Consider the following 21,823-nt stretch of genomic DNA (forward strand, 5'->3'; position numbering starts at 1 on the left):
CGGTACCACCTTTATTTACAAACAAATTCATGATTTGCTTATACTCTTAATTTGATAACGGACAAATCCGTCTTTTCCTAATAAGAATCATTCCGTTCAGAAAAGATGCTCCAGGGCTACCTTCTAACATAACTATCTAGAGAACCTCCCAGCCAATGGTTCCCCTCTCTGAAGACGTTTCATGTTATACTCTTCCCCTTCAATGCATTTATGTGATTGTTAATTATTATATACAATAGTGTAAAAAACGAAACCTTATTCGTCAAGATAAATTTGAAACTACGGCTTTTATCTCTTTATGAAACTAATAAAAAAAGATAAGCAGGGTTCTCCCTACTTATCTTCTTTATCCGTTCCCTTGCTGGGCAGCTTGTAATTGCGAAAGGAAATATTCTGTATTACTAATGAGCCAATGCGATTGCTGCAGAATTTTTACCCCGCGAAGCTCATTTTCTTCATTACGACTCTTTCTTCTTTTCGTATACGACTGAATTTGCCGAATAAAATGCGACGGGTACGTCATATACGCAAACATAAGAAGCTGCTCCTCTTTCGTAAATGGAAAATTTTTTTGATACATTTGATACCATTCAAAGCGGTCGCTCCGCGCAATTGGATATGTGTTCAAGGACCTTGAATAAAAGCTGACGATATCCTGTACCGGTGTAGCAAACTGAGACTTTTCTAAACTAATAAAATAACCGTTTCGTTCATAATCAAATAAAAAGTGATTAAGCGATACATTTCCATGAACGAAAGTAGTACGTGTTTTTTCCTTTTCTTTCATTGCATCATGCCATTCACTTAATTGTTTCGTTGCGAACTCACGTGCTCTCATAACGTGGTGATAATACGTACAATATTGTAATTCAAATGGAGACATATACCACTTCGCTTCTGATTCTACAAGAAACTCTTCTAATATCTCACCATCATTTTCCCAACGGCCGGATATATTTGTATAATGTTTTTCTAAATCTTCTTCTGTATAAGTCTCCTCTTTCACCGTTTTTTGATGCAACGTCCCGAGCGTTTGAAACATCTTATGGTATTGATCATTATCTTCGCCATTTCCTTCCGCACGTTCTAACCAAGGCATTAAATAATAGCTATATGCCCCATCACTTAAAACATAATTCCCGTCCGTCGTGTGATAGATAGGTACATAATTCGAAAAACCTTTCTCCTTCAAATATTGAATATGGTGTAAAAAATTATTCCGCTCTAATTTTCTATCTTGTATTTTCTTTAACGCATACGGACCTTGATTCGTATAAATTTTCATTACACTTCCGTGTTCTTCCATATGCTGAGTGTCCAATCTATATTGCCTCACAATGGGTTCATAGCGATTTCGTAATTCAATATCCATACGAATAACCCTTTCTTATTCAAAACATAGCTTCTAGGAAAAGAAAAGAGGTGAGTGAAAAAACTCACTCACTTATTTCACTGTTGCTTTTGAAACAGGAATATATATAATTTGCCCTGTAGTTAAATATATATCTTCTGATTGATTTACACGATATAAGCTTTGTATAGTCGTTTCATAACGTTCTGCAACCGATTCAATTGTATCTCCTTCTTGTACGAAGTACATTCTTAACTTCGTAAATTCTTCTTCTGGTTCTTTCGTAAATAATTTCGTTAAATAAAGTGCATTTTCATCTCGCTGTGAATATGCTTCTTCCTCTGGCTCTTCCTGCTTTTTCGCTTTTTCTTTCTTGAAATTTTTCCGCCCGAACAATTCAAATTGTGGCGTCTTTTCTTGCTCCTCTTCACGCTCCACAAGTTCATGTTCTTCTAATTCCTCTTCTTCTATTTCTTGCTCTTTTCTTTCTTCTAACTGAAACGGCTCAAATGCATAATCTTCCCATCCATCTGATTCTTTATAGGCTGGTACCTCTTCGTGCGGCGCAGGTCTACTTTCATCTTCTTCAGCTGAATCAGCTTCCAACTCGGCATACACCGTCTCTTCCTCTTCATCCTCGGTTCTTTCTTCGTCACATAAACCTGTAATAGATATATCCGCTAATAGTTGTAAGCAACCATTTTCCTTTAATTCATAATCAAATTCCTCGATTGATACATATAATTCTTCAATTACTTTCACTCGATTTCTTGGAATTGATATTTCGAGCGGAAAGGAATGGACAAGCTCATTAACCCCGTCTGCCCTTGTTTCTACATAATCAATTGCCTTTGCTGGTGATAGCTCTCTTAATGAATAAGCTGAATCATCTTGCCTTGCAACGTACTCTCCCGTTAAATCTAATTGCCCCCTCACGATAACTTCATGATCGAGCTCCTCTATCTCAACGTCTGGATCTAACGAAATTGACAAAAGTTCTTCGACTTCCTGTCCCTTCTGGAACCAAACAGATTCTTTTAATGAAAATCGTAATGAATGATCTGTTGCCACTTCTTTTCCCCCTCCCAAACTATATGTCATTACAGATTTATGTTCCCTAAGGCTACTTTATGAATAAAAAAAATCGCTCCCCTAATGGAAAGCGATTTTCTCTAAGAAATTATGCTTTTAATTTTGACATTGCAATTTCGGCCGCCGCAATTGTCGCCTCAATATCTGCATCACTATGTGCTGTCGATAAGAATAAACCTTCAAATTGAGAAGGTGGTAAAAATACACCTTGTTCTACCATTTCACGATAGTAAGCTGCAAAGAATTCTAAGTTTGAAGATTTTGCTGCATCATAATTAATAACTTGCTCATCTGTAAAGAAAATACCAATCATAGAACCTGCACGATTAATGTGATGCGGGATATTATGCTTTTCAGCTGCCTTACGTAGTCCAGCCTCTAACATTTCTGCTTTACGCTCAAATTCCACATATGATTCTGGCGTTAACTGCACTAACGTTTCATAACCTGCTGTCATTGCAAGTGGATTACCCGATAATGTTCCAGCTTGGTAAATCGGTCCGCTTGGTGCAACTTGACGCATAATCTCTGCCTTACCACCGTATGCTCCTACCGGCAAGCCACCACCGATTACTTTACCTAAACAAGTTAAGTCAGGAGTTACACCGTAGTAACCTTGTCCACAATTATAAGCAACACGGAATCCTGTCATTACTTCATCAAAAATAAGTAGTGCACCGTTTTGCTCTGTCACTTCACGAAGTCCTTCTAAAAACCCTGGTTGCGGGGGAACAACACCCATATTCCCTGCCACTGGTTCTACAATTATACAAGCGATGTCATCACCGAATTGTTCGAAAGCATATTTTACACTTTCTAAATCGTTATACGCTACGGTAATCGTATTTTTCGCTACACCTTCTGGTACACCAGGGCTATCTGGTAAACCTAGCGTTGCTACACCCGAACCTGCTTTAATCAATAAAGAATCACCATGACCGTGATAACAACCAATGAATTTCAAAATTTTGTTACGTCCAGTGTAACCACGAGCTAAACGTAGTGCACTCATTGTCGCCTCTGTTCCAGAGTTAACCATACGCACAATCTCAATTGATGGTACACGCTCGATAACAAGCTGCGCTAATTTATTTTCAATTTCTGTTGGTGCACCAAAGCTTGTTCCTTTTTCAGCAACAGCTTTTAAAGCCTCAACAACACGATCATTCGCATGACCATGAATTAAAGGTCCCCACGATAATACGTAATCGATGTATTCATTCCCATCGATATCATATACTTTAGAGCCTTTTCCGCGCTCCATAAACAGCGGATTCATACCAACAGACTTAAAAGCACGAACAGGGCTGTTTACGCCTCCAGGCATTAAATTTTGAGCCTCTTCAAACGCCGCAATCGACTTATCAAATTTTTTCATTATTTAGCGCCTCCTTCTTGTAACCATCTTGCTGCATCTTTTGCATGATACGTAATAATCAAGTCTGCTCCTGCGCGTTTCATGCTAATTAATTTCTCAAGTACAACTTCTTTCTCATTAATCCAACCATTTTGTGCTGCTGCTTTAATCATCGAATATTCACCACTTACGTTATAAGCAACGACTGGTAAGTTAAAGTTATTTTTCACATCACGAACGATATCTAGATAAGAAAGAGCTGGCTTTACAATTAAGAAGTCTGCCCCTTCCATTACATCTGATTCTGCTTCACGGAATGCTTCCATACGGTTCGCTGGGTCCATTTGATATGTTTTACGGTCACCAAACTGCGGTGCACCATGTGCTGCATCACGGAACGGTCCGTAAAATGCTGATGAATATTTCACAGCGTACGACATAACTGGTACGTGCGCGAAACCATTTTCATCTAATGCATGGCGAATTGCTGTTACGAATCCGTCCATCATGTTAGATGGTGCAATAATGTCTGCCCCTGCTTTCGCTTGACTTACAGCTGTTTTTGCAAGAGCTGCAAGAGACTCATCATTTAAAATAACGCCATCTTCAATAACACCGCAATGACCATGGCTTGTAAATTGACATAAACATGTATCTGCAACTACTACTAGCTCTGGGAACTCATCTTTAATTTGCTTAATTGCACGCTGTACAATTCCATGCTCACAATATGCCGATGATCCAACTTCGTCCTTTTCAGCAGGTAAACCAAATACAATAACAGAACGAATACCTAAATCAACGACCTCTTGCATTTCAGCTTGCAATAAATCTAAAGACATTTGATATACGCCCGGCATAGAAGGAACTTCATTACGAGTATTTTCTCCTTCTAATACAAAAATAGGGTAAATAAAATCTTCTGTATGTAAAAATGTTTCACGTACAAGCGCACGCATGCCCCCGCTTTGTCTTAAACGACGATGACGATTAAATTGTAAAGAATTCATAGATTTCTATCCCCATTCTTTTATTTTATAGATTCACAAATGCATTGCAGTAATGCTTCTACAGTGTACTCTTTTGGCACAATAACATGTGGAAAATAGAGGTTCGCCTCTTTTTCCGTAATAGGCCCTATACAAGCAATTGTACATTTTTTCGTCCATTCTCTCCAGTTTGTACCCTCAAGTAAACGAACAAAACTATCAACAGTTGAAGGGCTCGTAAATGTAATAATGTCTACTTTCCCTAATTTCAATGCTGTTATAAGTTCTTGTTTTTTCTCTACATTCACCTTCGTACCATATACAATGAACTCATCTAGAGACACACCAAACTCCCTAAGTTTAACCGGGATTACATCTCTTGCTAAATTCCCTTTCGGAAATAAAATACGCTCGTTTCCACTTAATTCTTTTAGAAACTCTTCGGCAAATGTTTCTGCAACAAATGCAGTGGGAACAAAATCTACTTGATAACCTCGCTTTTCTAACTCTAACTTTGTTTTCACGCCTACTGCAGCAATTTTAATCGGTCCGGGGAGCTTCTTTCTCAAACTATCTAGAAAAAAAGCTACACCATTTTTACTCGTGAAAATAACCCAGTCATACGAATGTAGCTGCCCTGCTATATGTTGAATTTGCCTATGAGACGTACCTTCCATACGCAAAAGCGGAATTTCCAATGGAATTCCGCTCCTTTCTTTCACTGCTACACTCATTTGTTTCGCTTGGTGCTGGGCACGTGTAATCAATACTGTTTTGCCAGCGAGAGCGTTCATATTTATTGTTGCTCCTTATTTGCAGCAAGGATGAGCTCTTTTGCTCCTTGTTTAATTAAACGGTCCGCAGCCTCTAATCCAACTTGCTTCGGATCATTACCTACTACTATCTCTTTCAATAAAACAGAACCGTCCATAGAACCGACAAGCGCTGTTAATTCGATTGCATCATTTTCTTTAAGAGTTGCATATCCAGCGATTGGAACTTGGCATCCACCTTCAAGTTTATGAAGAAATACTCGTTCAGCAGCCACTGTTCTTTCTGTTACTGCATCATTAATATGCGCTAACAACTGAAGTAAATCCGTATCATCCTCACGACATTCAATCGCTAATGCACCTTGTCCTACGGCTGGTACACATAACGTTTCATCTAAATGTTCTGTAATAACTTCTCCGTCCCAGCCCATTCTCTGTAATCCAGCTGTCGCTAAAATAATTGCATCGTAATCTTCATCTTTTAACTTACGTAAGCGTGTATCGATATTCCCGCGAATCCATTTCACTTGTAAATCTGGTCTCGCAGCTAGTAGTTGTGCACTACGTCTCAAACTACTCGTTCCTAAGATCGCGCCTTCTGCTAAGTCTTTAAACGATTCTCCGTTTTTAGAAATAAAAGCATCACGAGGGTCAACGCGCTTTGGCGTACAACCAATCGTTAATCCATCTGGAAGTACAGCTGGCATATCTTTCATACTATGTACAGCCATATCAATTTCTTTCGTAAGTAACGCATGTTCAATTTCCTTTACAAATAAACCTTTTCCGCCTACTTTTGAAAGAGTAACATCTAAAATAACATCACCTTTTGTGACGATTTCTTTCACTTCAAATTCATATGGTAAACCAAGCGCTTTTAATTGATCAATAAACCAATTAGTTTGTGTTAATGCTAGTTTACTCTTTCGTGAACCTACAATAATTTTGCGCATAATTCTCTCTCCTCATTATAAATACCAAAAGTGGAAATTAGATAAACTGCTTAATAGAAAAATGTTAACTAGCATTACGAGAAATGCCACGATATTCCACTGCACAATTTTCTTACCTTGCAACACATCTGCTGCTCGTAAATATAAGCCCACGCAATATACAAATAGAACGACAAAAGACCCAATTACTTTCGTATCATACCAATGGAAATTATCCAATTTTGTATATCCCCATATGCATCCTAATATAATTGCTAATAAGAAAAACGGAACAGAAAATAAATTTAATCCGTAAGACATAGATTCAAGCTTCGGCAAATTTCCTAATCTTCTTAATCTCGCATTCCACTTTTTCTTTTTTAATAGTCGGTATTGCAATAAATACATAATAGAAAAAATAAACGATACAGTAAACGTTGCATAAGAAATAATCGCCATACCGACATGCACGTATACAAGTTCTGAAACTAATTGCTCTGCAAGTACTGGCGACATCTTCCCGAGCGGTGTGAAAATAGAAAAAGCGCTTACGCCAAATGCTACAACATTTGTAAAAAAGACTAAAAAGTCAATACGCATAAATCGATTAATGACTAATGACATCGTAATCAATAACCAAACATAAAAATAAATCCCTGATAATAAAGTTAAAATAGGATTCGTTTCTGAATCTGTAGCCCTAAGCAACATAAAGATAGACTGCAGAACCCATACAATCGAAAGTAACCAAAAAGCAAAGCGGTTCGCCTTTCGGTTACTTTGGAAATAATCTATAAAATATAAACTAATGCTACAAGCATATAAAATAATTGCAATATGATAAATAATACTGTTATTTAAAAAACTCATCCGATCATCCTTCCAAGTTATAAAGATGGAACGGATGGTGTCCACGCTCTTTTATGTTCTACTTCTTCCGTATTTCCCGCTTCTTCCACTTCTAAATCAAAAATCTTCGCAAATAAAGCTAATTTTTCGCCAGCTCCCTCTTCAACAGCTAATTCTTTAGCTACTAAAATTGGGTCTTTTAACAATTGGTTAATAATACTTTTCGTATGTTTACTAATTACTTTTTTCTCACGATCACTAAGGTTTGGTATTTTTCGCTCAAGGCTTTCCATCGTATCACTTTGAATTGCTAGCGCTTTATCACGAAGAGCTGATATTAACGGTACAACACCTAGCGTACTTAACCACGTTTTAAATAAAACCATTTCTTCTTCAATCATAAATTGAATTTTCTCTGCTTCTTTTAAACGTTCAGCACGGTTTGCTTCAACTACACCTTGCAGATCGTCGATATCATATAAGAAAGAGCCTTCTAATTCATCAATCGCCGGATCAATATCACGTGGTACTGCAATATCAACCATAAATAACGGACGACCAGAGCGCATTCTCTCTACTTTTGTCATCATTTCTTTCGTAATGACATATTCTGATGCACCTGTTGAACTAATTAAAATATCCGCTTCTAATAATGCACATTGCAATTCACTTAAAGGCTTTGCATGTCCCATATATTTCTCAGCCATCACTTCCGCTTTCGTAAGCGTCCTATTCATAACCGTTACTTTACGAGCTCCACTTCCGTATAAGTTTTGCAGTGCAAGTTCACCCATCTTACCCGCACCAAGAATAAGTACATGACAATCTGTTAAATCGCCAAATATTTTCTTTCCGAGCTCAACAGCAGCATAACTAACAGACATCGCACTTTCACCAATCGTTGTTTCTGAGTGCGCACGTTTTGCTAACGTAACCACTTGCTTAAACAACTCATTAAAAATTGTACCTGTCGCTTTTACTTGTTGTGCTTCTAAAAAGCTATCTTTTATTTGACCTAAAATTTGCGTCTCTCCAACAACCATAGAATCCAAACCGCACGTTACGCGGAATAAATGATCTATTGCGCCATCTTGTTCAAAAATAGACAAGTATGGTGCGACTTCTTCTATTTCAAGCTGAAACCAATCAGCTAAAAACTTCTTAATGTAATACCGTCCCGTGTGTAATTGATCGACAACAGCGTAAATCTCAGTGCGATTACAAGTTGATACAATGACATTTTCTAGCACGCTCTTTTGGTTTTGTAATATAGTCATTGCTTGCTCTAGCTCTGCTGCCTGAAATGTGAGTTTCTCACGAAATTCTACAGGGGCTGTTCGATAATTTACACTAACAACAAGAATATGCACGCAGCATGTCCCCCTTCACCCGTTTTATCACTTTATCTACTATCATAATACAACTTTCCTCTTATGAATCTGACAATCGTGTGAACAACTGATTATTTTTTATTTATTCTCCATATGTAATAAAGGAGCTTCAGTAAGATTAATAAAGAACTTTCTACTTTATAATAATTATAAAATAATAACTCTATTTGTACGTTACCAAAAAAAGTCCTCATAATCAAGTGATGGAAACTATTCCATATTAATTATAACATCATCTTTTCTATCTTCTTTCATCATGAAGGAAAATATGTATGATTGTTCCAAAATATAGTACTCACTTTCTCGATGCAATGCATTTGACATTGTATTTCTTTTTCGATATATTGGTTTTACAAAATTAAATTGCGCACAATTTAAAAATACAAGGAGTTGCCTATGAAAGAAAATCCTTTGCATCTAGATAACCAACTTTGTTTTTCTATTTACGCTTGTTCTAGAGAGGTTACCCGTTTTTACCGCCCCTATTTAGAAGAAATGGGCATTACGTATCCCCAGTACATTACTTTACTTGTACTCTGGGAACAAGACGGACTAACAGTAAAAGAAATTGGAGAACGTCTATTTTTAGATTCTGGTACTTTAACACCTATGTTAAAACGTATGGAATCATTAAAACTTGTACAACGTGTTCGTTCAAAAGAAGACGAGCGAAAAGTTTGTATTGAATTAACAAAACAAGGTAAAGATTTAAAAGAAATAGCTTGTTCATTACCAACAACGATGGCTACAAATTTAGGAATTACAGAGCAAGAATATCATTCTTTATTAATCCAATTAAACACATTAATTGAAACAATGAAAAAAATTAATGACAGAAAAGGGGAATAAACATGGATAAATTATATACTGCTTCAGTAACAGCAACAGGTGGAAGAAACGGTAAGGTAGTTTCAGATGATGGCATATTAAATCTTGATGTAAAAATGCCAAAAGCACTAGGTGGCGCAGGCGGAGAAGCAACAAATCCAGAACAATTATTTGCAGCTGGTTATGCAGCTTGCTTTGATAGTGCATTACAACTTGTAATTCGTACAAAACGTATGAAGGTGGAAAGTACAGAAGTGACTGCACACGTTTCTATCGGTAAAGATACAGATGGTGGTTTCGGACTATCTGCTGTACTTGACGTACATGTTGCTGGTGTTTCTCATGCCGAAGCACAAGAACTTGTAGAAGCCGCTCACGGTGTATGTCCTTACTCTAAAGCAACAAGAGGAAATATTGAAGTTACATTAAACGTACGCTAAAAGTTTAGTAAATAAAAAAAACGCGCGACATTCGTCACGCGTTTTTTGTTTTTGTCATTTTATGAATTGCTTTCCATGCTTCTTCTTTTCCAAGTCCTGTTTCAGAAGAGAATAGAACGATTTCATCGCCAATTTCAACAGCAAGCGTTTCTTTTACAACTTTTAAATGCTTTTGCCATTTCCCTTTCGGAATTTTATCGGCTTTCGTTGCAATAATAATTGTTGGGATTTCATAATGCTTTAAGAAATCATACATCATAATGTCATCTTTTGTTGGTTGGTGACGTAAATCAACTACTAATACAGCTGCGTCTAATTGCGTACGTGTTGTAAAGTAAGTTTCAATCATTCTGCCCCATGCCGCGCGCTCTGTTTTAGATACTTTCGCATATCCATAACCTGGAACGTCAACAAAATGCATCATTTCATTGATTAAGAAAAAGTTCAGCGTTTGCGTTTTTCCTGGTTTAGAAGAAATACGTACTAACTTTTTACGATTTAAAATTTTATTAATAAAGGAAGACTTCCCGACATTAGAACGACCTGCTAAGGCAATTTCTGGTAAATCACTGTCTGGATATTGTTCCGGTTTAACGGCACTAATTACAATATCTGCTTTTGTTACTTTCATTGTTTCACTCCTACTAATGCGTGCTCCAATACTTCGTCTAAATGAGATGCAAGCACAAACGTAAGGTTTTCTTTTACGCTCTCTGGAATATCATCTAAATCTTTCTCATTTTCCGCCGGTAAAATAATTTTTGTTAATCCCGCGCGGTGAGCACTTAATGTTTTTTCTTTCAAACCACCAATCGGTAATACACGACCACGAAGTGTAATTTCACCTGTCATACCAACTTCTTTACTTACAGGAATACCCGTTAGTGCAGAAATAAGTGCCGTTGCCATCGTAATACCTGCTGATGGTCCATCTTTTGGAACTGCTCCTTCTGGAACATGAATATGAATATCGTTTTTCTCATGGAAATCCGGATCAATATGAAGTTCTTCTGCACGAGAACGAATATAGCTAAACGCGGCTTGTGCGGATTCTTTCATAACATCCCCAAGTTTCCCTGTTAAAATTAATTTCCCTTTTCCTGGCGCTACAGACACTTCAATTGCGAGTGTATCGCCGCCCGCTGCTGTGTAAGCTAAACCTGTTGCCATACCAACTTGGTCTGTTTTTTCAGCTTGACCATAACGGAATATATGCTTACCAAGTAAATCAACAATATTTTTCTCTGTTACAACAATGCGCTTGCGTTCTGCTGTAACGATAATTTTTGCTGCTTTACGGCAAACTTTTGCAATTTGACGCTCTAACGTACGAACACCAGCCTCGCGTGTATAATAACGAATAATTTCAAGAAGCGCTTCATCACGTACTTGCAAATTACCTTTTCGCAAACCGTGCTCTTTTAATTGTTTCGGCAATAAATGCTCACGAGCAATGTGCACCTTTTCAAGTTCTGTATAACCAGCAATCGAAATGATTTCCATACGGTCAAGCAATGGGCCCGGAACACTTGCAAGTGTATTAGCAGTTGCAACGAACATAACTTTCGATAAATCATATGGCTCTTCAATGTAATGATCACTGAAGTTATGGTTTTGTTCTGGATCTAACACTTCAAGTAACGCCGCTGATGGGTCTCCTCTGAAATCGTTAGACATTTTATCAATCTCATCTAATAAGAAGACTGGATTAACTGTTTTCGCCTTTTTCATACCTTGAATAATACGTCCTGGCATCGCTCCTACATATGTACGACGGTGACCACGAATTTCAGATTCATCACGCACACCACCAAGAGAAACACGTACAAAATTACGGTTTAACGATGTTGCGATAGAACGAGCTAACGAAGTTTTCCCAACCCCAGGAGGTCCTACTAGACAAAGAATTGGCCCTTTTAATGAATTCGTTAACTTCTGTACAGCTAAATATTCAAGTACTCGCTCTTTCACTTTTTCAAGACCGTAATGATCTTTATTTAAAATTTCTTCCGAATGAGTGAGGTCAATCATATCCTCTGTTGCTGTTGTCCATGGGAGAGCTAATAACCAATCAATATAATTATGAATGACACCACTCTCAGCAGAACTTACAGGTAATTTTTCATAACGATCTAATTCTTTCAGTGCAGCCTTCATTGTTTCTTCAGGCATTCCCGACTGTTCAATTTTCTCACGAAGTTCTTCAACTTCCCCGCCCTTGCCTTCTTTATCACCAAGTTCAGTTTGAATTGCCTTCATTTGCTCACGTAAGAAATATTCTTTTTGCGTGCGCTCCATTGAACGTTTCACTTTTTGTCCAATTTTCTTTTCTAGGCTAAGTAACTCTTGTTCATCTTGAATAATTGAAATAAGTGTATGTAGTCGTTCTTTCACAGATACAATCTCTAAAATCTCTTGTTTCTGCTTCGTTTTAATCGGTAAGTGAGAAGCAATTAAATCAGCTAGTCTTCCCGGTTCTTCTACATCAGCTACCGTTGCAAATGTTTCATTTGAAACTTTTTTCGAAACTTTAATATATTGTTCGAAATGCTCCAGTAACGTACGCATAAGAGCCTTCTCTTCTAAATCATCTTCTACTTCTTCCGTTACCGTTTTAATAGAAACTTGCACTATATTTTCTTCTTCGATAAACTCAACTACTTCTGCTCTATGTAAACCTTCTACAAGGACACGAAGCGTACCGTTCGGCAATTTTAACATTTGCTTCACTTTCGCCACTGTACCTACACTATATATGTCATCTTCTTTCGGATCGTCGATATTCATTTCTTTTTGCATTGCTAAAAAGATGATATTTTCATCCATTGCCGCCTGCTCTAGTGCTTGTATCGATTTATCACGTCCTACATCAAGATGCAGAACCATCGTTGGATATACGAGAATGCCTCTTAATGGTAGGAGGGGCACAATTCTTTCATTCGTATTCATACTAGACATAGCACCTCCATAATAAATTAAACTCCTGTTCAACTATTTTATATTACAATACATCTAGATGCAATTGCAGAGATTCTTCGCAATTGTTAATCCCCTGTTTTTTTGTGCCTCACGAAAAGAAAAAAGACTCCGCTTAAGCATACAAACTTAAACGAAGTCTGGCAAATTTTTATTATTGTATATTCTCACATTGATTGTGCATCTGTTTCGCCCAAATCATTATGTGCATCAAGCTCACGATGCACATTTTCCTGCATAAATGTTAATTCAAATACTTCTTTTAATTTGCGAACAGGAATGATCTCAATTCCCTTTATTGTATACAAAAATGGTTGCATGTTTTCAGCCGGAATGATGACTTTCTTAGCTCCCGCTTTTTTCGCAGCTTTTATTTTTGCGTACACACCACCAATAGGCTTCACTTCTCCGTGGATACTTATCTCACCTGTCATCGCTACTTCATTATTCACATACGTACGATGCACTGCTGAATAGACACCTGTTGCCATAGCAATACCTGCTGAAGGACCATCAATCGGGATACCACCAGGAAAATTAATATGTATATCATACCCTTCTGGCAACACATCTAGAGAACGAAGTACTGTTAACACATTATCAACAGAACCTTTCGCCATACTTTTACGGCGGATTGATTTCGTTTGATTTCCAATACTTTCCTCTTCTACAATTCCAGTGACATTTACTGATCCTTTATCTTTCGCAGGAATAGCTGTTACCTCAATTTCTAATAACGCACCTGTATTCGGCCCATATACAGCAAGCCCGTTCACAAGACCGATTCTCGGAATTGGATAAATACGTTTTTCGTACTTTGGTGTAAGCTGACTAGAATGAACAACCCACTCAATATCTTCATCTTTAATGAAAGGTCGTTCTTCATTTATAGCCATACCAGCAGAAATTTGCACGAGATTAATTGCTTCTCGCCCATTTCTTGCATACATTCCAATCATTTCGATACCGTTCTCACCTACTTGCATCTCCACTTTGTCAGCTGCATTTTTCGCTACTTTTTGAATTTCTTCTGTATCTAACTCACGGAAGAACACTTCTAAACAACGCGACCTAATTGCTGGAGGAATTTCCTCTGGTGAACGTGTTGTTGCACCAACTAAGCGGAAATCTGCAGGTAAACCTTTTTGAAAAATATCATGTATATACGTTGGAATCATCGAATTTTCTTCACTATAATACGCACTTTCCAAAAACACTTTCCGATCTTCTAACACTTTTAGCATTTTATTCATTTGAATTGGATGTAATTCACCAATCTCATCAATGAACAAAATACCACCATGCGCATCTGTTACAGCCCCTTTTTTCGGTTGCGGGATACCCGCTTGTCCCATTGCACCTGCTCCTTGATAAATAGGATCATGCACTGAACCAATTAATGGATCCGCAATACCACGCTCATCAAACCTAGCTGTCGTCGCATCAAGTTCGATAAATGTTGCATTTGTACGAAATGGAGATTTCGGATTTCGTTTCGCTTCTTCTAATACAAGGCGTGCTGCCGCTGTCTTTCCGACACCTGGCGGACCGTATATGATCACATGTTGCGGATTAGGACCACAAAGAGCCGCTTTTAACGACTTAATCCCGTCTTCTTGCCCTACAATGTCTATAAAGGATGTAGGACGTACCTTTTCCGCAAGCGGCTCTGTTAAAGAAACCTCACGCATTTTACGAAGCTGCTCTAATTCTTTTTTCGATTCTCGATCAATTGAAACTTTTTGTGTTCGCTGATTTCGAAGTAAATGCCAAAAATACAATCCGACAATTACGCCAAAAACAAGTTGAACAAGTAAAAATATATTTGTCCAGCTCATAATTCATTTCCTCCCGCTATGTTTTACCTTTTAGTATTTCCTGGGAGGAATAGTGCTAAACATAAAGAAAAACAGCAATTATAAAAATTGCTGTTTCTTCTTCGCATTATGCAGATGTTTTTGTATCAAGTACAGTACCGTCTTGTAACACCAATTTCGGCGGTTCATTATCAGCTACTGTTTCTTTCGTAAGAATACACTTCTCGATATCTTTGCGAGATGGAAGTTCGAACATTACATCAAGCATCAAGCCTTCAATAATAGAACGAAGTCCACGAGCACCTGTTTTACGTTCAATTGCTTTTTTCGCAATCTCAACTAGTGCACCTTCTTCAAACTCTAACTCAACATCGTCAAGCTCCAATAATTTTTGGAATTGCTTAACAAGTGCATTTTTCGGTTTAGTTAAAATATCTACAAGAGCATCTTCATCAAGCGGCTCTAGGTTCGCAATAACTGGAAGACGACCGATAAACTCCGGAATTAAACCGAATCTTAAAAGATCCTCTGGTAAAACGTGAGATAAAACATGCTTCTCATTTACATCAGCATTTTTCTTCTCAGCACCAAATCCAATTACTTTCTCACCAAGGCGACGTTTAATAATAGGCTCGATGCCATCAAACGCTCCACCACAAATGAATAGGATGTTCGTTGTATCAATTTGAATAAACTCTTGATGCGGGTGCTTACGACCACCTTGAGGTGGAACGCTCGCTACAGTACCTTCTAAAATTTTCAGAAGTGCCTGCTGTACACCTTCACCAGATACATCACGTGTAATTGATGGATTTTCGGACTTACGTGCCACTTTATCAATCTCATCAATATAAATAATTCCTTTTTCCGCTTTTTCTACATCGTAATCAGCCGCTTGAATTAGTTTTAGTAAGATGTTTTCTACATCTTCCCCAACGTATCCAGCTTCTGTTAAAGATGTTGCGTCCGCGATTGCAAATGGAACATTTAAAATACGCGCTAATGTTTGTGCCAATAATGTTTTACCACTACCAGTTGGCCCAATAAGTGAAATATTACTCTTCGCTAATTCTACATCATCAATTTTGCTGTTAGAATTAATGCGTTTGTAATGGTTATATACCGCTACCGCTAGTGCTTTTTTCGCGTTATCTTGTCCGATGACATACTCATCTAAGATTTCACGAATTTCTACCGGTTTCGGTACATCTTTGAATTCTACTTCTTCGTCCTTCGCAAGCTCCTCTTGTACAATTTCAGTACAAAGCTCGATACACTCGTCACAAATGTAAACACCTGGACCTGCAACTAACTTTCGAACTTGCGTTTGTGTTTTACCACAGAAAGAACATTTTAATTGACCTTTTTCATCATTAAATTTAAACATATTTTCACACCCCTTACAAAGTGCTAACCTCTTGCCTTCGTATGTACACGATAAATGTATCGTATGTAAATACATATTATGTCACTACGTAGCGAGAAATACAAATAATATGACTAGTTATGTACAAATAAAAAAATTTTAAAACTTTTGAAATATGTATATTCGACTTACAAAGGCACTTTTCCTTCTTCATCGAAAAGTTTTATAAATATATTTCTATATTTATAAAACAAGGCACGATTAAAATCGCGCCTTGTTATTTTATTATGCAGCGTTGTCTACTAAAAAGTCTACAGCTTTACGCACTTTAAGGTCTTCAGATAAAGCGTCTACGCTTCCAAGAGCTTGCTTGATAGCGTCTACTGGCATACCGTACATTTCAGCCATTTTTTCAACTTCTGCAGTTACTTCTTCTTCAGTAACTTCGATGTTTTCAGCTTCAATGATAGCTTCAAGAACAAGATTGATTCTTACACGTTTTTGTGCGTCCTCTTTCATTTGCTCTTTTAATTTGTCAGCGTCAGTACCTGTGAATTGGTAGTAAAGCTCAAGGTTCATACCTTGTTGGCTTAAACGTTGCTCGAATTCACGAACCATACGATCTAACTCAGTGTCGATCATAGCTTCTGGAATGTCGATTTCAGCGTTAGCAGCAGCTAATTCTACTACTTCGTCACGTACTTTGTGCTCAGCTTCGTGCTTTTTGCCTTCTTCTAAGTTTGTACGAAGTTTTGTTTTTAATTCATCAAGAGTTGCAACTTCTTCGTCAGCATCTTTAGCGAACTCGTCGTTTAACTCAGGAAGTTCTTTTGTTTTAATTTCGTGAATTGTTACTTTGAATGTTGCTGGTTTACCAGCTAATTCAGCAGCATGGTACTCTTCTGGGAATGATACTTCAACTTCTTTAGAATCACCAGATTTAAGACCAATTACTTGCTCTTCGAAACCTGGGATGAAAGTACCAGAACCGATTGCAAGAGAATAGTTTTCGCCTTTGCCGCCTTCAAATGCTTCGCCATCAACGAAACCTTCGAAGTCGATTACAGCTGTATCACCATCTGCAGCAGTTCCGTCTTCTTTAACAACTAGTTCAGCTTGACGCTCTTGTAAAGCTTTTACTTCGTTCTCTACATCCTCGTCAGTTACAGTTGTTTCAACTTTTTCTACTGCTAAACCTTTGTAATCACCTAATTTAACTTCAGGTTTTACAGTAACTTTTGCAGTGAAAATTAAGTTTTGGCCTTTTTCGAATTTCTCGATGTCAATCTCAGGATGAGCAACTGGGAAGATACCAGCTTCATCGATTGCTTCACCGTATGCTTTTGGTAAGATGATATCTAAAGCATCTTGGTATAAAGATTCAATACCAAAGCGTTGTTCGAATAATGGACGAGGCATTTTTCCTTTACGGAAACCTGGTACATTAATTGTTTTTACTACTTTTTTGAATGCAGCGTCGATAGAGTTATTTACTTCTTTAGCATCAACTTCGATTGTTAAAACGCCAACGTTACCTTCTAATTTTTCCCATTTTGTAGACATTTATTCTTTCCCTCCAACTATAATAATGTATGCACATACCTCTATAGATCAAAATTTTTATTATCTCTTTCTTGAAATAACAAATGTACAAATAACCCTCTAGCAAAAAGCTTTCAGATACAATGTTCCAATCTACTAATTGTCTAAAAGACAACTACGGTATATTTTGTTCGAGACTAATATGAAACATATTAAGTAAGAGAATTATACTCCTCTTCTCTTACAAACAGGCAGATTTCTGCCTTTTGCAACCCTTACATTATAACATAGAATGTGCTCGTTTCAATAACTGAACGATTCTTTTTCATAATTATACGGGCAAATACCCTTCTCTTTCAATGCGCAGTAACCATTGATAGGCAATATGAAATTCCTCAAACTCAATATTGTATGCTGTCATAAGTTCTTCTTCATCAATAGCCAATCCGAAACGCTTTCTTCCAATTCTCTCTAAGACAGCAGCCCAAATTTCTACTTTATCCATTAATAGAGGGAACGGAAAAATGCTAATTTGTAATTCTTTCCAGTATGTAACCATCGTACTAAATATATCTGGATAACTTTGCTCTAATCGGTTTGAGAATTTATGTATAATTTTATCGGATTGCTCCTCATTATGACCTGTAAATGCTGGAATCACCTTTATCGTATTTCCAAACTTCTCTACTTCTATTTCTTCTTCTATTTGATTTTCTACCATTTTATACAAAATAGAAGTTTTTAAATAAGGGTGCTGATCTTCGTCTATTAAAAATTTCTTTAAAGTAGGAAGTGCGAGATCCAGGTCTTTTAACGAAAGTTTCTGGATCACTCTTAGCTTTTGACCAAAGTTTTCTCCAAAAAGCCCATCGGTAAATTCTTCTAATTCAAAATTCGAATCCACTAGCGGTGTATCTTCTTCATTCAGCATCCCTTGCGCAAACAAAGCAAGCTGCGCCAATTTTTCCTTTTGCTCAGGAATTATATCTTTCGTTTGCAAAACTTCCTCAACAGTTTCAATGACACCTTCATAATCATTTGTTTGAACTAAAATAGTTACATACGTTTCAAGAATATCACCAAATAATACAGCTCCTGTTTCAAGCAACTGCTCACATTTTTCTTTCGCTTCTTCCATACGTTTTAATTCTAGCAAACAAATAACGGAAGCTAATTCTGTTTGTTCCGTTTCTGCATTATACTGACGTAATATTTCAAAGCAGCGCAATGCATCTTCGAATTCCCGCTCTTTCAACGCTAAAAAACCTTTATCAATATAGCGTTCTGATAGTTGCGGAAACAATACGACCGTATTTTCTTTTTTATCCATACGTCCGCCTCTTTTTCTAGATTTTAATGATCTTCAAAGTAAATATATCAAATGCGTAATAAGAACACAACATTCCAAAATTATTTATTTGAAATATAGGAATATTCTATTTTCATAACGAAAAAGCAACAAACTTCTAAATGAAATTCATTTTTCACAAACAAAAACCCTCAGCAACAGACGGCAGAGGGTTCATCATTAATGGAAAGCTTTTATAATTGTGGGGTATATAACAAGGGTAATAATTTGGAGAACAATAATTGCCATAACAATCATGCTAAAATAGAAGATTGGTTTACTTCGCTTCATTAAAAACATAATAATAAGCATCGTACAAGCAAACAAACTTAAAAAGAACAAACTCGTTGTCGAACTAAGTATACCACTCGGGACAAAGAACAATAAAACTACACTACAAGTACCTATAATTCCAAATAACCATTCCATTCATTCACTCATTCCCTTTCCCTCTCATGGCAGTTTTTTCTACGCTACTAAATGTTTTACAACATCAATTACATATGTTAACTTTTCATACGCCACAAACCCAAAAGCTACTGTTAAACCCGTTACGATTAATCCTTTCATCATCTCTTCCTCCTCATTTATCGTTGTTATCTTCATTATATAAGATTAGTAATTTGTTACCATCGAACTTCCTTACACTTACCTTACAGAATTGTAAGATTTCAAAAATAAGTTTAAAATCATGTTAATATATTTTTGTACAATTAAGAATTTAATTTACAAGGGGGATTATATATGTTCAAAAAAATGGCAGCTGACGTTTTAGGATTAAGCGATGTAGGTTCCGTTATCACACCAAAAGATTACGATAAGGTCGATGCTGATGATTACGTAATGCATGAAGATGGGGAGAAAATTTACTTTCTTATTAAATCAAAATCGGATGAATATTGCTTTACAAACAAAGGATTAATTCACCTAGATGGTACAAGTGCCACAAGCAAAAAACGTACATTACGCCGCTTTAGCTATAGTAAATATCAAATTAAAAACGTAGCACTTGAAACTGCAGGAACGATTGATTTAGATGTAGAAATTAAGTTCCAAATGGGAGATGAGCATTATTCAATTGATGTTCATAAAAAACATATTGAAGAATTAAAAGATTTATATAAGGCTTTACTTAAAATAGAAGAAATTTCATACGACAACGATATTACATTGCAGTATGCACATAAAAGTTTAGATATGGCATCTAACGCTTTCAGCCGTATTTCAAACGCACAAGTAAATTTAGCAGAACAATTTAAAGAAATGAACGAGATCGCCTTTAACTGGCTCGTTGATACGAAGAAACAATATAACGTGAAAGATTACGGTTTTGTCTTTGACAAATTTATTAATAACTAATTTAAAACAAACAAAAAACCTTGTTATCAAAAGATAACAAGGTTTTCTTAGCGTCCCAGGAGAGATTCGAACTCCCGACCCGTCTATTACCTACGATATATAAACGATTCTTTCATCGCTTGTTGAACGTTCATTTGTGCGGTCAACTGACCGTTTTTGTTAATTACTATTATACGCTATATAGTAGTTCTGTTCTACGTCAATGTTGAATGCCTTTTTGTTCTATCGATTCCCTATCGAAAATTCTGACGCATTTAGATGAATCCCCTTATCCACGGAATAAAAAATAATCGTCTTAAAATGCGAATCTCGGCGTACCTTTCCGCACTATTTTATATATTTTGATCGCAGCCTTAATACATCTTCTTCGCGAATGCCTGCCGATCCCTTCCTCACATTTTTTACGACAGTCCAATTCGAATTAGTTTCATCGCCGATATTCTGTATTGTAAAGTTGCCGTCACCATATTTTCGGTGACCTTCTGCCAATTTCTCCGTTAAATCATTCTCGTTTGCTCTCGCCATCTTTGCGCCATCTCCCTTTTTATACAACCTTCTTAAACTGTCCAACTAATCACACGTCCAGTCAATTGGAGATCCTCGCTTTCCGCTTCGTTTAATTGTAACACACTGTCGGGGATAAGTTCCGATAACGGCTGCCCAATCGCACTAGAAACGTTATTTTCTTTGAATGTGAATGAGCCGACGCCAGTTACGCTAAACGATGCGATCCCTTGCTGCTGCATTTTGTTTGTATCGTTATAAACGATTGCTAAGTATGCGCTGCATTCGTAGATAGCATTATAGGGGATATCATATCCTTAGAGAAAATTACTAGAGACCTAGCGGGCGAGCTATCGGGTGAATATGATGTACGACGCGTTATAGAAGGTGTTGACCCCGACACTGGCGAAAAACTTTCGTGGTGGGAACGCACTGGTGCTGGTGTCATGGTTTTTGCGGGTCTTACTCCTGTTGGTAAGGGAATAAAAGTAGTCAAAGGTGCCAAAAAAGTTTCCAATGCAATAGATGCAGCAGCCACACTAGAAAAACAACGGAAAACTTTAAAAGCTAATAGCTTAGCAGGTAAAGAATACGAAACAAAAATGTTCGAGGTTATAAAACAACAAAAACCTAAATCTGAATTGAATGAACAAATAACCGTACAAACAAAATCGGGCGTACGCACTCGTATAGATATAGGAGGCAAGGACGCAAATGGTAAGATTGACTTAGTGGAGTTAAAATCGTCACCTACTGCACCCTTTACTAAAAATCAGAAAAAAGCCTTCCCCGAAATTGCGGAATCAGGTGCAATTGTTAAAAGTAGGAACAAACCACCATTTGAACATTTAGAAGAGATTCCACCAACGAAAATAAATGTAATAAGAAAAGAAGAATAAGGAGGCTTTT

Annotated in this window: 20 protein-coding genes, 1 pseudogene and 1 other annotated feature (1 of these 22 running past the window's edge); of the genes and pseudogenes, 4 read left to right on the forward strand and 17 right to left on the reverse strand. The window is 37.1% G+C overall.

From position 1 onward, the window contains the following. Nucleotides 1-212 (reverse strand) — a binding site (T-box leader); it reaches 20 nt to the left of the window's first position. A 134-nt stretch (nucleotides 213-346) separates the two neighbouring features. The 8 genes from ysxE to hemA form a co-directional block, all read right to left on the reverse strand. Then, entirely contained in the window at nucleotides 347-1,372 is a 1,026-nt protein-coding gene (ysxE, locus tag SB773_RS20285; RefSeq protein ID WP_012261764.1) for a spore coat protein YsxE, read from the reverse strand. A 72-nt stretch (nucleotides 1,373-1,444) separates the two neighbouring features. Next, a complete protein-coding gene (spoVID, locus tag SB773_RS20290) occupies nucleotides 1,445-2,452 on the reverse strand; it encodes a stage VI sporulation protein D (RefSeq protein ID WP_181458789.1) in 1,008 nt (335 codons plus the stop codon). A gap of 79 nt (nucleotides 2,453-2,531) precedes the next feature. Beyond that, entirely contained in the window at nucleotides 2,532-3,821 is a 1,290-nt protein-coding gene (gene hemL / locus SB773_RS20295) for a glutamate-1-semialdehyde 2,1-aminomutase (protein WP_002034163.1), read from the reverse strand. After that, on the reverse strand, nucleotides 3,821-4,810 hold the full coding sequence (gene hemB, locus SB773_RS20300; protein ID WP_002015358.1) for a porphobilinogen synthase: 990 nt from the start codon (nucleotides 4,808-4,810) through the stop codon (nucleotides 3,821-3,823). Before hemB ends, hemL begins: the two co-directional genes overlap by 1 nt. Before the next feature lie 20 nt (nucleotides 4,811-4,830). Further along, a complete protein-coding gene (gene hemD, locus SB773_RS20305; protein ID WP_113734160.1) occupies nucleotides 4,831-5,583 on the reverse strand; it encodes a uroporphyrinogen-III synthase in 753 nt (250 codons plus the stop codon). 2 nt (nucleotides 5,584-5,585) lie between these two features. Further along, nucleotides 5,586-6,515: a hydroxymethylbilane synthase gene (gene hemC, locus SB773_RS20310; protein WP_002034194.1), complete on the reverse strand. Its 930-nt coding sequence runs from the start codon at nucleotides 6,513-6,515 to the stop codon at nucleotides 5,586-5,588. A 15-nt stretch (nucleotides 6,516-6,530) separates the two neighbouring features. Next, nucleotides 6,531-7,364, reverse strand: a complete 834-nt coding sequence (locus tag SB773_RS20315; RefSeq protein WP_410591741.1) for a cytochrome c biogenesis protein — start codon at nucleotides 7,362-7,364, stop codon at nucleotides 6,531-6,533. A gap of 17 nt (nucleotides 7,365-7,381) precedes the next feature. Next, nucleotides 7,382-8,713 carry a glutamyl-tRNA reductase gene (gene hemA / locus SB773_RS20320; protein ID WP_002015353.1) on the reverse strand — a complete coding sequence of 444 codons (1,332 nt, stop codon included), beginning with the start codon at nucleotides 8,711-8,713 and terminating at the stop codon, nucleotides 7,382-7,384. Nucleotides 8,714-9,130: 417 nt separating this feature from the next. Between hemA and SB773_RS20325 the strand changes: the two genes are divergently transcribed. Both SB773_RS20325 and SB773_RS20330 read left to right on the forward strand, forming a co-directional pair. Next, nucleotides 9,131-9,583 (forward strand): MarR family winged helix-turn-helix transcriptional regulator, encoded by a 453-nt coding sequence (locus SB773_RS20325; RefSeq protein ID WP_002034199.1) that lies wholly within the window; start codon nucleotides 9,131-9,133, stop codon nucleotides 9,581-9,583. A gap of 2 nt (nucleotides 9,584-9,585) precedes the next feature. Continuing rightward, complete coding sequence (locus SB773_RS20330; RefSeq protein WP_002015349.1) at nucleotides 9,586-10,002, forward strand: organic hydroperoxide resistance protein; 417 nt, start codon at nucleotides 9,586-9,588, stop codon at nucleotides 10,000-10,002. Between the two features lie 34 nt (nucleotides 10,003-10,036). On the opposite strand, the gene yihA is transcribed toward SB773_RS20330, so the two are convergent. The 7 genes from yihA to SB773_RS20365 all read right to left on the reverse strand — a co-directional run bounded on the left by yihA (nucleotide 10,037) and on the right by SB773_RS20365 (nucleotide 19,480). Next, entirely contained in the window at nucleotides 10,037-10,633 is a 597-nt protein-coding gene (gene yihA / locus SB773_RS20335) for a ribosome biogenesis GTP-binding protein YihA/YsxC (RefSeq protein WP_002088829.1), read from the reverse strand. Then, a complete protein-coding gene (gene lon, locus SB773_RS20340) occupies nucleotides 10,630-12,960 on the reverse strand; it encodes an endopeptidase La (protein ID WP_002034201.1) in 2,331 nt (776 codons plus the stop codon). Before lon ends, yihA begins: the two co-directional genes overlap by 4 nt. 185 nt (nucleotides 12,961-13,145) lie before the next feature. After that, nucleotides 13,146-14,816: an ATP-dependent protease LonB gene (gene lonB / locus SB773_RS20345; protein WP_002015346.1), complete on the reverse strand. Its 1,671-nt coding sequence runs from the start codon at nucleotides 14,814-14,816 to the stop codon at nucleotides 13,146-13,148. A gap of 106 nt (nucleotides 14,817-14,922) precedes the next feature. After that, nucleotides 14,923-16,182, reverse strand: coding sequence for an ATP-dependent protease ATP-binding subunit ClpX (clpX, locus tag SB773_RS20350; protein WP_000472285.1), 1,260 nt, complete (start codon nucleotides 16,180-16,182; stop codon nucleotides 14,923-14,925). Nucleotides 16,183-16,446: 264 nt separating this feature from the next. Then, nucleotides 16,447-17,724 carry a trigger factor gene (gene tig / locus SB773_RS20355; RefSeq protein WP_002015345.1) on the reverse strand — a complete coding sequence of 426 codons (1,278 nt, stop codon included), beginning with the start codon at nucleotides 17,722-17,724 and terminating at the stop codon, nucleotides 16,447-16,449. Between the two features lie 310 nt (nucleotides 17,725-18,034). Further along, nucleotides 18,035-19,033, reverse strand: a complete 999-nt coding sequence (locus SB773_RS20360) for a hypothetical protein (RefSeq protein WP_044442379.1) — start codon at nucleotides 19,031-19,033, stop codon at nucleotides 18,035-18,037. A 198-nt stretch (nucleotides 19,034-19,231) separates the two neighbouring features. Then, the gene (locus tag SB773_RS20365; protein WP_001983650.1) at nucleotides 19,232-19,480 is read right to left on the reverse strand and encodes a hypothetical protein; all 249 of its coding nucleotides are present in this window, start codon (nucleotides 19,478-19,480) and stop codon (nucleotides 19,232-19,234) included. 315 nt (nucleotides 19,481-19,795) lie between these two features. On the opposite strand from SB773_RS20365, the gene SB773_RS20370 reads away from it, so the two are divergent. Next, on the forward strand, nucleotides 19,796-20,410 hold the full coding sequence (locus tag SB773_RS20370; protein ID WP_000473868.1) for a PH domain-containing protein: 615 nt from the start codon (nucleotides 19,796-19,798) through the stop codon (nucleotides 20,408-20,410). Between the two features lie 327 nt (nucleotides 20,411-20,737). On the opposite strand, the gene SB773_RS20375 is transcribed toward SB773_RS20370, so the two are convergent. Together SB773_RS20375 and SB773_RS20380 are read right to left on the reverse strand one after the other, a co-directional pair. Further along, nucleotides 20,738-20,935, reverse strand: coding sequence for a cytoplasmic protein (locus SB773_RS20375; protein ID WP_410591749.1), 198 nt, complete (start codon nucleotides 20,933-20,935; stop codon nucleotides 20,738-20,740). A gap of 32 nt (nucleotides 20,936-20,967) precedes the next feature. Further along, nucleotides 20,968-21,156, reverse strand: a complete 189-nt coding sequence (locus tag SB773_RS20380) for a hypothetical protein (protein ID WP_131246670.1) — start codon at nucleotides 21,154-21,156, stop codon at nucleotides 20,968-20,970. 72 nt (nucleotides 21,157-21,228) lie between these two features. Here SB773_RS20380 and SB773_RS20385 point away from each other — a divergent pair. After that, nucleotides 21,229-21,813 (forward strand): annotated as a pseudogene (locus SB773_RS20385) (pre-toxin TG domain-containing protein); the annotation flags it as partial. Nucleotides 21,814-21,823: the final 10 nt, after the last annotated feature.

It is taken from the genome of Bacillus sp. SIMBA_074, assembly GCF_046534555.1.
Lineage (GTDB): Bacteria > Bacillota > Bacilli > Bacillales > Bacillaceae_G > Bacillus_A > Bacillus_A mycoides.